At 72.0% G+C, this 13,248-nt stretch carries 13 protein-coding genes and 1 pseudogene; 7 read left to right on the top strand and 7 right to left on the bottom strand.

Annotated elements, in window-relative coordinates; genetic code table 11:
• A pseudogene (locus AB0C29_RS12865) lies at nucleotides 1-324 on the top strand (MFS transporter); the annotation flags it as partial.
• Nucleotides 321-794 (top strand): GNAT family protein, encoded by a 474-nt coding sequence (locus AB0C29_RS12860; RefSeq protein WP_360819339.1) that lies wholly within the window; start codon nucleotides 321-323, stop codon nucleotides 792-794. The pseudogene AB0C29_RS12865 and the gene AB0C29_RS12860, both read left to right, overlap by 4 nt.
• Here the strand turns inward: AB0C29_RS12860 and AB0C29_RS12855 are convergent.
• On the bottom strand, nucleotides 769-2,226 hold the full coding sequence (locus tag AB0C29_RS12855) for an ATP-binding protein (protein ID WP_360819336.1): 1,458 nt from the start codon (nucleotides 2,224-2,226) through the stop codon (nucleotides 769-771). The genes AB0C29_RS12860 and AB0C29_RS12855 overlap by 26 nt on opposite strands.
• 154 nt (nucleotides 2,227-2,380) lie before the next feature.
• Here AB0C29_RS12855 and AB0C29_RS12850 point away from each other — a divergent pair, with 154 nt between their 5' ends.
• Nucleotides 2,381-4,357: a metallophosphoesterase family protein gene (locus AB0C29_RS12850; protein WP_360819333.1), complete on the top strand. Its 1,977-nt coding sequence runs from the start codon at nucleotides 2,381-2,383 to the stop codon at nucleotides 4,355-4,357.
• 9 nt (nucleotides 4,358-4,366) lie between these two features.
• Here AB0C29_RS12850 and AB0C29_RS12845 read toward each other — a convergent pair whose 3' ends face one another.
• The gene (locus AB0C29_RS12845) at nucleotides 4,367-4,711 is read right to left on the bottom strand and encodes a helix-turn-helix transcriptional regulator (protein ID WP_360819330.1); all 345 of its coding nucleotides are present in this window, start codon (nucleotides 4,709-4,711) and stop codon (nucleotides 4,367-4,369) included.
• A gap of 114 nt (nucleotides 4,712-4,825) precedes the next feature.
• On the opposite strand from AB0C29_RS12845, the gene AB0C29_RS12840 reads away from it, so the two are divergent.
• A complete protein-coding gene (locus tag AB0C29_RS12840; RefSeq protein WP_360819327.1) occupies nucleotides 4,826-5,311 on the top strand; it encodes a GNAT family N-acetyltransferase in 486 nt (161 codons plus the stop codon).
• Nucleotides 5,312-5,373: 62 nt separating this feature from the next.
• Here AB0C29_RS12840 and AB0C29_RS12835 read toward each other — a convergent pair whose 3' ends face one another.
• Entirely contained in the window at nucleotides 5,374-6,531 is a 1,158-nt protein-coding gene (locus AB0C29_RS12835; RefSeq protein ID WP_360819325.1) for a cellulose-binding domain-containing protein, read from the bottom strand.
• Nucleotides 6,525-7,892, bottom strand: a complete 1,368-nt coding sequence (locus tag AB0C29_RS12830; RefSeq protein ID WP_360819322.1) for a glycoside hydrolase family 6 protein — start codon at nucleotides 7,890-7,892, stop codon at nucleotides 6,525-6,527. The genes AB0C29_RS12835 and AB0C29_RS12830 overlap by 7 nt, the downstream gene beginning before the upstream one ends.
• 99 nt (nucleotides 7,893-7,991) lie before the next feature.
• Here AB0C29_RS12830 and AB0C29_RS12825 point away from each other — a divergent pair, with 99 nt between their 5' ends.
• Nucleotides 7,992-8,408, top strand: coding sequence for a nitroreductase/quinone reductase family protein (locus tag AB0C29_RS12825; protein WP_360819319.1), 417 nt, complete (start codon nucleotides 7,992-7,994; stop codon nucleotides 8,406-8,408).
• On the opposite strand, the gene AB0C29_RS12820 is transcribed toward AB0C29_RS12825, so the two are convergent.
• The gene (locus tag AB0C29_RS12820) at nucleotides 8,395-9,303 is read right to left on the bottom strand and encodes a LysR family transcriptional regulator (RefSeq protein ID WP_360819316.1); all 909 of its coding nucleotides are present in this window, start codon (nucleotides 9,301-9,303) and stop codon (nucleotides 8,395-8,397) included. The genes AB0C29_RS12825 and AB0C29_RS12820 overlap by 14 nt on opposite strands.
• 107 nt (nucleotides 9,304-9,410) lie before the next feature.
• Here AB0C29_RS12820 and AB0C29_RS12815 point away from each other — a divergent pair, with 107 nt between their 5' ends.
• Complete coding sequence (locus tag AB0C29_RS12815) at nucleotides 9,411-10,343, top strand: NAD-dependent epimerase/dehydratase family protein (RefSeq protein ID WP_360819313.1); 933 nt, start codon at nucleotides 9,411-9,413, stop codon at nucleotides 10,341-10,343.
• A gap of 3 nt (nucleotides 10,344-10,346) precedes the next feature.
• Here AB0C29_RS12815 and AB0C29_RS12810 read toward each other — a convergent pair whose 3' ends face one another.
• Nucleotides 10,347-11,030, bottom strand: a complete 684-nt coding sequence (locus AB0C29_RS12810; RefSeq protein ID WP_360819310.1) for a response regulator transcription factor — start codon at nucleotides 11,028-11,030, stop codon at nucleotides 10,347-10,349.
• A complete protein-coding gene (locus tag AB0C29_RS12805) occupies nucleotides 11,027-12,220 on the bottom strand; it encodes a histidine kinase (RefSeq protein ID WP_360819307.1) in 1,194 nt (397 codons plus the stop codon). The genes AB0C29_RS12810 and AB0C29_RS12805 overlap by 4 nt, the downstream gene beginning before the upstream one ends.
• A 174-nt stretch (nucleotides 12,221-12,394) precedes the next feature.
• On the opposite strand from AB0C29_RS12805, the gene AB0C29_RS12800 reads away from it, so the two are divergent.
• Nucleotides 12,395-13,248 (top strand): MMPL family transporter (locus tag AB0C29_RS12800; protein ID WP_360819304.1); only part of this gene is annotated, 854 nt, incomplete at its 3' end.

Genomic DNA, 13,248 nt, shown 5'->3' with positions numbered 1-13,248 from the left:
GCCGGGCTGGCGTCGATCACGCTGGGCCAGTTCCTGCTCGTCGCCTGCGCGGGGGCGTTCAACCCGACCTTCGCGACGTACCGGATGCAGGCCACCGAGGACGGCTACCTGGCGCGGGTGTTCGCCGCCTGGTCGATCAGCTCGCGGGTGGCCCAGCCGGCCGGCATCGCCGCGAGTGGCCTGCTGGCCGCGGCGACCAGCGTGCGGACGGCCCTGTTCGTGCTTGCCGGGGCGGTGCTGATCAGTGCCGCCCTGCTGCCGTGGCGCACGCCCGCGGCGGAGACGGCGCCGGCGGCGGGTGAGCTGACAGACTCGCGGTCATGACCGGGGACGTGCGCCTGCGCGACACCACGCCGGCGGATGTCGAGATCTTCCACAGTCACCGGCGGCAGCCGGAGGCCGCCCGGCGGGCGAACATCGCCGCGCCGGACCGCAACGTCTACGTGGACTACTGGGCCGAGCACGTGCTCGGTGACAACACCGTTCTGGTGCGGACGGTGGTCGTGGACGGCGAGGTCGCGGGCAACCTGCTGACGTGGTGGCGGGACGACCGTCGCTACCTGGGCGGCTGGTTCAGCCAGGACTTCTGGGGGCGCGGGGTCGGCGGCCGAGCCCTGCGGATCTTCCTGGCCAGTGAGCCGATCCGCCCTCTCTACGCCGACACCGACATCGTCAACACCGCGTCGCAGCGCCTGATGGAACGCTGCGGCTTCGAGCGGGTACGGGTCCAGGAGACGAGCGTGGAGTACGTCCTGCGCTCAGTCACGGTCAGCGGGGGCCGAGCAGGTCGTTGATGCTGGTGATCAGGTCCTGCTGGCTGATCGGGTCGACCAGGCCGCCGGTGCGGGCGTCCTGCATCGCCTTGGCCAGCTGCACCCGGCGCAGGATCTCCTTGATGTCCGCGCCGGTCATGCCGTGGCTGAGCCGGCCCAGCTCGGCCAGGTCGATGCCGTCGGCGAACATGGTGAAGCCCGGCTCCTCGTGCACCGCCGCCAGCTGGGCGATCATCTTGCGGAAGATCTCCGCCCGGCTCACCTCGTCCGGCTTGGGCACGGAGATCTTGACGTCGAAGCGGCCCGAGCGGATCAGCGAGTCGTCGACCCGGTGCGGGAAGTTGGTCGTCGCCACCACGATGACGTTCGGGTTGGCCTCGATCAGGTCGTTCATCTCCTGCTTGAAGATGCCGGCCACCGCGTTGATCGCCTGGCTGGCCGCGTCGCCGCCGGAGCCCGCGTAGCTGATGATCGAGTCGAACTCGTCGAACAGGATCAGGGTCGGCACCCGGTAGCGGCGGGCGTCGCGGAAGATCTGCTTGATGTTGCGCTCGGATCCGCCCAGCCACTTGTCCAGGATCTCCGGGGTGCGGATCTCGCGGAAATCGGCGCCGATCTCGTTGGCCAGCGCCCGGGACAGCATGGTCTTGCCGGTGCCCGGCGGGCCGTACATCAGGATGCCCTGCGGCCGGCGCGCGCCCCACCGGGCCATCGCCTCCGGATGCCGGAACGACACCGCGATCTGGCGCAGCTCGGCGACCACGTCGGCCAGGCCGCCGACCTGGTCGAGGGTGACCGTCTGGGTGGTGGGGGCGACCCGCGGGATGGTCTCGCGGCTGACCACGTACCGCCGGCCGGCCAGTGGCAGCTCCCCGGCCTCCGGACCGAGCAGCTCGACCACCGCCTGCAGGGTCAGCTTGACCATGGCCTCCAGATGGGCGGGCTGGACGTCGTCACGGGCGACCTCGGCCCGCAGCCGCACGACACTGCCGTCCTGGTCGTAGGTCACCGCGGCCTGCAGCCCGGCGGCCGCGTCGGCCAGGACCGCGGCGCCCGGCTCCCGCTCCGCCGCCGGCCCGGAGGGCCGATCCAGACCGAGCTTCTTGTACGCCGCGACGGCCGCCGCCCCCACCCCGTCCACGATCTTGGTGGCCACCGGGTCCCCGGCGGCGATCCGCTTCGCGAGCAGCGTCCCGACGGGGTCGTTGCCCAGCACGACCGCCCGGATGCGCTCCCGCTGGGGCACGTCGTCATCGTTGGTACGGATCTCCGCGACGAACACGTGCACCGGCCCGGAGGCGGTGTCCGCGCTGGTCACGGTCAGGGTGGCCCGGCGCACCGGGGCGGGGAAAGTGGCTCGGCGCAGCAACTCGACCGGGTTGACCCGGGCAGCGGCAAGAATGGTGGCGGCATCAACGATCTCGACCGTGGCGCCCGCATACTCGAAGGACATGACGGCCCCCTCTCCCGACCAAGAGTGACACGACCCCCCGACATTCCGCCCGGCTCGACCCGGCGGACGGCATCGGGGACCTCTTTCGTCGGGTTTTCCGGCCGGGCCGGGCGTGTACGGCCCGCGAACGGACCGGGCCGACCAGGATGGCCGCGTGAAGTTGTCGAAGGGTAGCCGTCCCGTCACGGTGGACGAGTGCACCGAGTGGAACGCCCAGGAGCTGGCCCGTCAGCGGGTCAGCCGCCGCTCGATGCTCAAGGCCGTCATGGCGGGCGCCGGCGGGTACGCGTACGCCCAGTTCCAGCTGGCCGACGCGGCCTTCGCGGCCGGTGGGGGCAAGGCGGGCAAGGCCGGGGTGGTGGTCTCCGGCCGGCACCTGTCATTCGTACCGGCCTCCGACGGTCTGCTGCGCCCGGCGATGGCCGTGACCGCGCAGCTGGTCAGCAAGACCGGCAAGCTGCCGCACAAGCTGCGGGCGTTCGTCGACGTCGGCGACGAGCCGGGCCGGTACGGCCACCGGACCGAGGCGGAGATCCAGCACCTGGTCGGCCAGTACGCGATCCCCGGCGGTCCGATCGGGAGCCAGTTCTACCTCAAGGCCACCGTGGACGGGCTGCGCGCCGGCACCGTGTACCACTACCGGATCCGGCTGTCCGACGGCACGGTCAGCGGTGACGCGCACTTCAGCACGGCTCCGGCCCGGCACTCCGCGGTGGCGGCACCGTTCACGTTCACCGCCTTCGCCGACGTCGGCACCAACACCGCGCCCCGAGACCCGAAGTACGCCTGGGGCCAGAACCCGGCGTCCGTCACCGCGGCCGGCGGCAAGTGGCCGTCCGGGATCTTCGACGACAACTCGTACCTGCCGGACGATCCGGTGGCCGGGCCGCACGGCACCGACAAGCGTCCCGCACTGACCCAGACCATGCTCATGGCCACCCAGCAGCCGGTCTTCACGCTGCTGGCCGGCGACATCTGCTACGCCAACCCGTCCGGCTCCGGCCTGCCCGCCGACGACACGACCGCGCTGACCGGGGTCGCTCCCACGGGCCGCAACCTCTACAACCCGTACGTCTGGGACGTCTTCCTCAACCAGATCGAGCCGCTGGCCGCGTACACGCCGTGGATGTTCACCACCGGCAACCACGACATGGAACCGCTGTACGGCAACACCAAGTTCCTCGGCGACAGCCCCACCCACGGCTACGGCGGGCTGGTGTCGCGGCTGGACTTCCCGGCCAACGGCCCGAAGAGCTGCCCGTCCGTCTACCGCTACGTGTACGCCAACGTGGGCGTGATCTCCGTCGACGCCAACGAGCTCTCGGCCGAGCTGCAGACCAACACCGGCTACTCCGGCGGCGCCCAGCTGAGCTGGCTCAAGCACACGCTGCGCAAGTGGCGGAGCGAGCTGGCCGGGGACATCGACTTCGTGGTCGCGTTCCTGCACCACTGCGCGTACTCGACGACGAACAACCACGCCTCCGACGGCGGGGTCCGCGACGCCCTCGACCCACTGTTCAGCCGGTACGAGGTCGACCTGGTCGTGCAGGGCCACAACCACCTGCTCGAACGCACCGACCCGATCCGGTACGGCAAGCGGACCCGGTCCGCGCCGGACGGCTCGACGATCCATCCGGCCAAGGACGGCGTCACGTACCTCTGCGTCGGCTCGGGGGGTCGGCCGCGCTACCCCTTCCGGCAGGCGCCCGGCCCGGCCGCGCCACCGCCGCCGGGGATCACCCCGACCGGGCCGCAGAAGCTGCCGGCGGGCCAGCGCTACCGGGGCTATCAGCCGCCCGGCGGCCCGAACGAGGTGGAGAACAACACCGGGAACATCGTCAACAGCTACGTCTGGTCGAAGCAGGACAGCAAGATCAAGGCGGCCGGGCACCTGGGCGGCAGCCGGGTTCCCGAGGTGGTCGACTGGTCACAGGTGCGCTACGACGACTACGCCTTCATCGCTGTCGACGTCGTGCCCGCTGCTCGCGGCGCGCGCACCACGATGACCGTACGCAGCCTGGCCGACGCCCTGCCGGGCAGCAAGCAGCCCTACACCGAGATCGACCGCATCACGCTGGCCCGCACCGCCGGCCACGCGGCCGTGCTGAGTGACGCGGCCACGCAGCCGTGACCGCGCACCTCAGCACGCGCGGGGATCGGCGGCCTGCCGGGGCCTGATCGTGCGCTGGCCCTCCGGGTACACCTTGTGGAACGTGATGAGCCAGCGGATCTGCTCGCGGGGCGGCACTCCGCAGCCGCGCAGGAAACCGACCAGGGAGTCCTGCCGGGGTGTGCTGGCGGCGGTGATCAGGTTGTGGACCGTGGCGCGGGAGATCGGGGTCCCCGCGTCGCGGCTGCGCTTGGCGACGCTGTCCAGGGAGCGTCTGCGCATGGCCATCAACGCGCGCAGGCGTCCTGCGAACTCGACCGGTGTGGCGGCGCCGGTGGGATCCGGCGGTACCGCCGTCGTGGTGGTGGCGTTCATCAATCCTCGCCCTCGTCTGGACCGTCCGGACACCGCCGATCGTGGTGGGGCCCCCTGCCCCGAACAAGAACGCAGTTGCGTACGAGTTGCCGGGGCGGCCGGTATCGTCGTCGGGTGCCCGAGCTGATCCCGCCCGCCGTCCACCTGCACCGGGCCTGGCTGGAGGCGCACGCGGAGTGGGGCCCGGGAGCGCACGAGGACGGGTTCGGGCTGGGCCCGGCCGACGAGGTCGGCACACCGGCCGGCTTCGCGGCCTGGCTGGCCCGGCTCTCGCAGGACCACTGCACCTACCGCTGGATCATCGAGAGTGATCGCGTGCTCGGCGGGATAGCGCTGCGCCACGGCGACGGCGACTACGTACGGTGGGCCGGCCACCTCGGGTACGGCATCCGGCCGTCGGCCCGCGGGCGCGGGCTGGGCGCCTGGGCGCTGGCCCGGATGCTCGACGAGGCGCGCGGGCTGGGCCTGGAACGGCTGCTGGCTGTCTGCGCACCCGGCAACGTCGCCTCGATGCGCACGATCGAGCGGGGCGGCGGCGCCTTCGAGGGCATCGGGGAGACCCCGTTCGGTCCCGCCCGGCGGTACTGGTTCGAGCTCTGACAGATCCCGGTCACCCGGGGTGGCGGCGCAAAGGGTCGCGCCGCCACCCGGATGCCGGTGACTCAGCAGCCGACGCGGGCGGTTCCCACGGCGACGTCGTCGTACCAGAGGGTGTCGGCGCCCTCGCCGTAGCTCTCCCAGCCCAGGCGCAGGTCGGCCAGAGCCGGTCGCCAGGTGCGGTTCAGCCACTGGCTGTCGATGTCGTGCGTGGGCACACCGTCCTGCAGCAGCCCGGGCACCGACGTGCCGTTGAGCCAGGTCTGCATGGTGCCGTTGCTCTGGTCCACCTTGAACTCCACGCAGTTCCAGCTGCCCGTCGGCAGCGGCGCGGACAGCGCCACCCCGGCCGGGCTCTGTTCCGGCAGCGTGGCGTCATCGGAGGCCCGGTTCCATTGCAGGGCGCCGTTCTGGCCACCGAAGCGCAGGTCCCGGTTGCCGTCGTTGGCGTCGCGCAATGCCACCGCCGTGGTGTGCGCCGCCGGCAGCGCGGTAGTGTGCCGCACCCAGTAGCGGACGAACAGGGCGGAGGCCCCCACCGGCAGCAGCGAGGTGTTGCGCATGAACACGTGGTTGCAGTAGCCGGCTGTGCCGTCGACGCGCAACGACGTGCTGCCGCTGTGCGCGACCGCCGGGTCGAACGCCGCCTTGCCGGTGCCCGAGCAGTCCGGATAGGTCACCGCCCAGTCGGCCTGGGTGCCCTCGAAGCCGTCGCAGCGAGCCCCGGAACCGCACCCGGCCTGCGGCGGGGTGGAGGTCGGCGGGGTGCTGGGCGGGATGCTCGGCGGCGTACTGGTCGGCGGGGTGCTGGGCGGGGTGGAGGTCGGCGGGGCGTCACCGTTGCAGGAGACGCCGTTGAGGGCGAAGGACGCCGGGGCCGGGTTGGTCCCCGAGTACGTCGCCTGGAAGCCGAAGCTCGCCGACGCCCCGGTGGCCAGTGCGGTGTTGTAGCTCGGTGCCGCCGCGGTCACCGCGCTGCCGGACTGGGTCAACTGGGCGTTCCAGCCGGAGGTGACCCGCTGGTTGCCGGTGAACGTCCACGTCACGACCCAGCCGTTGATCGGCGCGCCGTTGTTGGTGACCCGGACGTCGGCGGTGAAGCCGGTGCTCCACTGGTTGGCGGTGTAGGTGACATCGCACGCCGTGGCGGCGGCCGCAGGGCTCACCGCGGCCAGGACCGCGCCGATCAGCAGGGCGCCGGCGGCCGCCAGCCGGATCAACATGGCGTGCCGTTCAGCGCGAAGTCCGTCGGGCCGGCCGGGGCGGCACCGGTGAAGGTGGCCTGGAAGCCCGTCGAGGTGGTGGCGCCGGTGGCGAGCGAGCCGTTCCAGGCCGCGTTGCGGACCGTGACCGTGCTGCCGGACTGCGACCAGGTGCCGCTCCAGCCGCTGCTGAGCGTGACGTTGGCCGGCACGCTGAAGGTCAGCGTCCACGAGGTCAGCGCGGCCCCGAGGTTGGTGATCCGCACGTCGGCGGTGAAGCCGTTCGACCAGGCGTTGGCCGAGTAGGCCACCGAGCAGGTGCCGGTCGGCGGCGGGGTGGTCGAGGGCGGCGGGGTGGTCGGCCCCGGCGTACTGGGGGCCGGGGTGGTGGGCGTGGGCGAGGTCGTGACCGGCGGCGGGCTCACCGGGCCGGCCGCGATCGCCAGGTCGTAGGCGCGCTGCGGGACGAACTGCCCGGCGCCGGCGATGCAGCCGTCGGCCTCACCCGGCAGCTTGATCCACAGGTATGCGTCCAGGATCGGGTCGGACACCGCATTGGTGCTCGGGATGCCGATCGCCCGTCCGGCCGGGTCGCACCACTCACTGCCCAGCGGGCCGTTGCCGTTGCGGCTGGTGTCGATCACACCCTTGAGCCGGGAGACGCCGGTGGCGGCGATGACGTTGCGGATGTAGGCGGTCGAGTCCGCCGTGGTGCGGTAGTTCGAGACGTTGACCGAGATGCCGTCGGCGCTGTTGGCGATGTCCGCGCGGACCAGCCGGGCAGCCATCTCGGCCGGGGCCAGCCAGGCCGCGTGCCCGGCGTCGAAGTACACCTTGGCGGCGGACGAGGCGGCCTTGAGCTTCTTGCCCGCGTACGCCATGGAGGCATAGACCTCCTGCTGCTGGGCCGCGGTGAGGCAGCTCGTCATGATCGGGAGCACGTCGGGCTCGAGGATGATCGCCGCCGCCCGGCCCTTGAGCCCGGCGGCCACCTGGTCGATCCACTGCCGGTACACGGTGTGGTTGGCCAGCCCGCCGGAGCTGGCTCCGCTGCAGTCGCGGTTGGGGATGTTGTAGACGACCATGATCGGCGTCTTGCCGGCCGCGGCGGCGGCGCCCACATAGGCGTCCACCTCGGCGGCGACCGTGGCGGTGTTGTTCTGGGTGTACCAGCGGCCCTGCGGGACGTTGGCGATCCGGTCGCGGATCACAGCCGCCCGGGAGTCACCCGGGTTGGCGGCGACCCAGCGGGCGGCACTGGCCTGCGGGTCGACATAGAAGGGGGACTCGGCGGCCGAGGCGGCACCGGGCCAGAGCACCGCGGTGCCGGCGACCACGGCCGCGGCGGCCGCCGTGGTGGAGGCGAGGGATCTCAAGCGCATTCGACAACTCCTGGGGATGAGTATGGGAGCGCTCCCATGCATCGACCACGGTAGTTGTAACAAGGTGGAAATCTCAAGGCCACGCGCGATGATGTCCGGATGACGATGCCTGAGGACGTACTGGCCTACAACCGCACCCTGATCGAGCAGTTCCGGGCCGACGCCGGAAAATCACTCGGAAACCGGCCCCTGCTGCTGCTCAGCACGGTCGGCCGCCGCAGCGGCCAGGAGCGGACCAGCCCGATGATGTACGTCCGCAGCGGCGACCGCCTCCTGGTGATCGCCTCGAACAACGGGGCCCGCGAGGACCCGCAGTGGTACCGCAACCTGCTGGCCGATCCGTCGGTCACGGTCGAACTGCCCGGCGAGCGGTTCACGGCCCGCGCCGAACCGTTGTCCGGTGACGACTACGACCGCGAGTGGGCGGCGATCAAGCAGAGCTTCCCGTTCTTCGCCGAGCACGAGGCCCGCGCCGACCGCCGCATCCCGGTGGTGGCCCTGCTCAGGACGGCCTGAGCTGGTCCTGCACATCCTGGGGCACCCGCACACCGCGAGTACGCAGATCGGCGATGAAGCGGGCGGCCAGCGGGTCGGGCTCCCCCGGCGTCACCGCGACCAGCTGCCGGGCCCACCGGGGCGAGAACGAGCGGACCACCCCCGGGAAGCCCGCACTGACGGCACTGACCGGACTTATCGCGATGCCGAGGCCGGCCGCGGCGAGCTGGGGTGCCGCGGAGGTGACCGCCGTTCTCACCACCGGCTTCAGGCGAACACCGGCTGCGCTGAGCGACCGGTCGAGCCAGCTGCTCAAGCCGTTGTCCGGCGCGAAGTGCACCAGATCCTCACCGTCGAGCTCAGCCAGTTCCACCGCGCTCTGCTCGGCCAACCGATGGCCCCTCGGCGCCGTCAGCACGATCTCCTCCTCAGCGAGGACCGTGGAGGTGAAGCGGCCGTCGAACGGACCCGGCACCACGACCACGTCGACACCCTCGCCATCCATGAGGCTGAACAGGCCGTCCGGCTTGACGGCCTCTCTGATGCTGATCGCCACCTGCGGGTGGTGCCGGTGCCAGGCGCGGATCACCGGGGCGAGCAACGGCACGGTCAGGCTCTGCGCACAGACCAGGCGCAGCGATCCGCCCTCCGCCTCACCCGTGGCCCGGGCCGAGCGTACGGCTGACGCGGCTGCGTCTATCGCCCGCCGAGCGTCCGCGACGGCCGCGCGGCCGGCCGGGGTGAGCGAGACCCCACGTGCCTCCCGGCGCAGCAGCGGGGTCCGGGTCTCGCGCTCCAGCGCGGCGATCTGCTGGGACACCGCGGGCTGCGAGGAGTGCAGCAGCCGGGCCGCCTCGGTGATCGAGCCGGTGTCCGTGACGGCGATCAGACACTCCAGCGCGCGCAGCGTAGCCATTCGGAAATCTTATCGCAGGCCCTCGAAAGCTAAATGTTCCTGAGGGAAGCGTTGGTGGTCGCCGGTTGCTGAACCAGACAGAGATCATCGCGACCGAGGAGAACGACATGGCACAGACCTTCATCACCGGCGGTTCCGGCTTCATCGGCCGGCGACTGGTACGTCGCCTGCTGGCCGATGGGCACGCGGTCAAGGTCCTGGTCCGCAGTGCGGCGTCCGCTGACGTGGTGGCCGCATTGGGCGCCCAGCCGGTGCACGGTGAGCTGACCGAACCCGATACGTGGCGGGCCGGCGTCGAGGGCAGCGAGGTGCTGTTCCACCTGGCCGCGGAGACCGACATCACGGCCGATCGGGAGCGGCAGGAGCTGATCACCGTGGGCGGCACCCGGGCCGCCCTGCAGGCAGCGCGGCAGGCCGGAGTGGCCCGCTTCGTGCACTGCGGCAGCGAATCCGCCCTGCTGGCCGGCGAGCCGCTCATCGACGTCGACGAGAACGCGCCCTTGCGACCGGACTCCGAAGCCGCGTACTGCGCGACGAAAGCGCAGGCCGAGACGTTGGTCCTGGCCGCGAACGCGCCGGGCTTCACCACCGTGTCGATCCGGCCGCGGTTCGTGTGGGGACCCGAGAGCTCGCTGGTCGAAGGTCTCGTGCACGCGGCCCGCAACGGTGAGTTCGCCTGGATCGAGGGCGGCCGGCACCTCACCGACGTCACCTTCGTCGACAACGCGGTCGAGGGCCTGGTCAAGGGATGGCTGCGCGGCCGGCCGGGTCAGGCCTACTTCATCACCGATCAGCACCGCGTCACCCTCCGCGAGTTCCTCGAGGAGAACTTCGCGATCTACGGAGTGAACGCCGCCATCCCCGACCTGGACGCCGGCACCGCTGCCCGGGTGATTCCCGTTCCCGCGCGCTGGTTCCTGGAGCAGACCTGCACGCTGCGCACCGGCAAGGCCGTCGCCGAGCTCGGATACCAGGCGATCGTCACGCAGGCGGACGGCCTGGACGCCGTACGGGACGCGGTCGCCCGCAGCGCCGCCTGACCCCTAGCCCGTGGGCAGCTGCTCGCCCGGGCGGACCAGGCCGCGCTGGTACGCCAGCACCACCAGCTGCGCCCGGTCGCGCACGTCGAGCTTGGTCATCGCCCGGTTGACGTGCGTCTTCACGGTCAGCGGGGAGACGTACAGCCGCTCGGCGATGTCGTCGTTCGACAGGCCGTGGGCGACCAGCACCAGGATCTCGCGTTCCCGGTCGGTGAGGCCGGTCAGCTCCACCGGGACCTGACCGGCACCGGCCTCGGGCTGGCTCAGGAACCGGCTGACCAGCCCGCGGGTGGCCCGGGGCGACAGCAGCGCCTCGCCGTCGGCCACCACCCGGATGGCGTGCAGCAGGTCCGCGGGCGCGACGCTCTTGCCCAGGAAGCCGCTCGCGCCGGCCTGCAGGGCGAGCACCACGTTGTCGTCGTTCTCGAAGGTGGTGAGGACCAGGACGCGTACCCCGGCGAGGTCGTCGTCGGCGCCGATCCGGCGGGTGGCCTCCAGCCCGTCCATCCGCGGCATCCGGATGTCCATCAGCACCACGTCGGCCCGGGCCGTACGGGCCAGCGCCACCGCCTCACTGCCGTCGGACGCCTCGCCGACCACCTCGAACTCCGGCTCCGAGTCGATGATCATTTTGAAGCCGGCCCGGATCAGCGTCTGGTCGTCGGCCAGCAGCACGCGGATGGTCACCGCAGGCAGCCCTTCGCCGGGGCGTCCTCGGTCGGCAGCACGGCGTGCACCCGGAAGCGGCCGTCGCCGAGCGGGCCGGCGGTGACGGTGCCGCCCGCCGCGGTGGCCCGCTCGCGCATGCCGAGCAGGCCGTAGCCGGTGCCCCCGGTGTCCCGGTCGGGCCGGATGTCGTTGGTGACCTCGAGGATGACGCCGCTGGGGGCGTACTCGACGAGCAGCACGGCCCGGCCGTCGCCGTACCGGTGGGCGTTGGTGAGGGCTTCCTGCACGATCCGGTACGCCGCCAGATCGACCATGGCCGGCAACTCGCGCGGGTCGCCGCGCAGCTGGTTCCGTACGGTGAAACCGGCGGCATGCAGGGCGCCCAGCAGATCCGGCAGCCGCGACAATCCCGGGGCCGGCTCGGTGTTGGCCTGCTCGTCGGAATTGCGCAGCACGCCCACCACCGACGAGATCTCCTTGAGCACCAGGTCGGAGGCCTCGCGGATGTGCGCCAGCACCGGGCCCACCTGATCGGGCCGGCGCTCCAGCACGTGGGTGGCCGCGCCCGCCTGCACGCTGATCACCGCGATGTGGTGGGCGACCACGTCGTGCAGTTCCCGGGCGATCCGCAGCCGCTCGTCGATCACCCGGCGCTGCGCCTCCTGCTCGCGGGTCTGCTCGGCGCGGTGCGCCCGGGCCTCGACCTCGGCGACGTAGGCGCGGTGGCTGCGGGCGGCGTCCCCGACCGCGGCGGCCATGAAGATCCAGGCGAAGACGGCCAGCACGTCCGGGCGCCATCCGGCGGAGGTGACGACGGCGGCGCCGTAGACCACCGAGGCCGCGGCCAGCGCGCACGTCCAGCCGTCGCGACGGTTGCGGTGGGCCGCGATGGAATAGGTGATCACGCCGAGCACGACGACCAGGCCGGGATTGCTCACCCCCTGGGTGATGCCGCCGACGGTGGCGCAGGTGGCGATCACCAGGGCGGCCCGGGGACGGCTGCGGCGCTGCAGGACGGCGAGGAAAGCCACGACGGCGACCAGCACGTCGCCGACCGTCACGGTCTCGGTGAGGTCTGAGTTCGGCTCCAGCACCGCCGACTTCAGCACGAACCCGGCCAGCACGACGGCGAGCAGGGCGTCGACCAGCAGCGGGTGCCACTGAGCGTCGGACCACCGCTTCATCCGCATCACGCCGGTCTCCTCCATCACGCTGACCGTACGCGGGCGGGCGGGACCGGGTCGTCGTCTCGTCGCAGTAGCCGGGGCCGGCCGGAAATACCACGGCGATGGTATGTGACGACTGCACGAGGACGACGCGCCGGGACCGGGATTCATTGATCGTTTCAAGGGTCACCTGACGACGCGATCCCGGGAGTACCGATGGCCACCTACCTCTACCGGCTGGGCCGGTTCAGTTTCCGCCGGCGCAGACTGATCCTCGCGCTCTGGCTCGCCGCGCTGGCGTTACTCGGCGTGGGCGCGGCCACGTTGTCGGGACCCACCTCCGACGAGTTCAAGATCCCGGGCACCGAGGCCCAGGAGGCGATGGACCTGCTCGGTCAGCGCTTCCCCGGCGCCGGTGCGGACGGTGCCCAGGCCCGGGTGGTGTTCGCGGCCCCCGCCGGCGAGAAGCTCACCGACGAGCGCAACCGGGCGGCCGTCGCCGAGACCGTCGCCCAGCTCAAGACCGGTGCGCAGGTGGCCGCGGTCTCCGACCCGCTGCAGGGCACCATCAACCAGGCCGGCACGGTCGCGTACGCGCAGGTCACGTACAAGGTCGCCGCCACCGCGCTGACCGAGGCCGACCGCGAGGCGCTCACCGAGGCCACCGACGCGGGCCGGGAGGCCGGCCTGGCCGTGGAGGCCGGTGGTGACGCGGTCCAGGAGCAGGGCGGGCCGGGCAACTCCGAGATCCTCGGCATCCTGGTCGCCGCGGTGGTCCTGGTCATCACCTTCGGCTCGCTGATCGCCGCCGGCCTGCCGCTGCTGACGGCCATCCTCGGCGTCGCCGCCGCCGTGCTCGGCATCCAGATCGTCTCGGGCTTCGTCGACCTGGGCAGCAACACCTCCACGCTGGCCCTGATGCTCGGCATCGCCGTGGCCATCGACTACGCGCTGTTCATCGTGTCCCGCTACCGCCACGAGATCACCATCGGGCGCCGCGCGGAGGAGGCGGTCGCCCGCGCGGTCGGCACGGTCAGCCCGGCGAAGGTGACCGCGGAACCGGCCGTGCC

It is taken from the genome of Actinoplanes sp. NPDC048791 (genome assembly GCF_040650095.1).
GTDB lineage: Bacteria > Actinomycetota > Actinomycetes > Mycobacteriales > Micromonosporaceae > Actinoplanes.
Note: the sequence above shows the minus strand (reverse complement) of the source record. Positions and strands in the feature narration are given on the sequence as shown.

Bases quoted from the DNA above. Each gene is read 5' to 3' on its own strand.
- AB0C29_RS12835 (WP_360819325.1), bottom strand. From the start codon at position 6,531: ATGTTGATCCGGCTGGCGGCCGCCGGCGCCCTGCTGATCGGCGCGGTC.
- AB0C29_RS12815 (WP_360819313.1), top strand. From the start codon at position 9,411: ATGGCACAGACCTTCATCACCGGCGGTTCCGGCTTCATCGGCCGGCGA.
- AB0C29_RS12805 (WP_360819307.1), bottom strand. From the start codon at position 12,220: ATGGAGGAGACCGGCGTGATGCGGATGAAGCGGTGGTCCGACGCTCAG.
- AB0C29_RS12820 (WP_360819316.1), bottom strand. From the start codon at position 9,303: ATGGCTACGCTGCGCGCGCTGGAGTGTCTGATCGCCGTCACGGACACC.
- AB0C29_RS12855 (WP_360819336.1), bottom strand. From the start codon at position 2,226: ATGTCCTTCGAGTATGCGGGCGCCACGGTCGAGATCGTTGATGCCGCC.
- AB0C29_RS12845 (WP_360819330.1), bottom strand. From the start codon at position 4,711: ATGAACGCCACCACCACGACGGCGGTACCGCCGGATCCCACCGGCGCC.
- AB0C29_RS12830 (WP_360819322.1), bottom strand. From the start codon at position 7,892: ATGCGCTTGAGATCCCTCGCCTCCACCACGGCGGCCGCCGCGGCCGTG.
- AB0C29_RS12860 (WP_360819339.1), top strand. From the start codon at position 321: ATGACCGGGGACGTGCGCCTGCGCGACACCACGCCGGCGGATGTCGAG.
- AB0C29_RS12825 (WP_360819319.1), top strand. From the start codon at position 7,992: ATGACGATGCCTGAGGACGTACTGGCCTACAACCGCACCCTGATCGAG.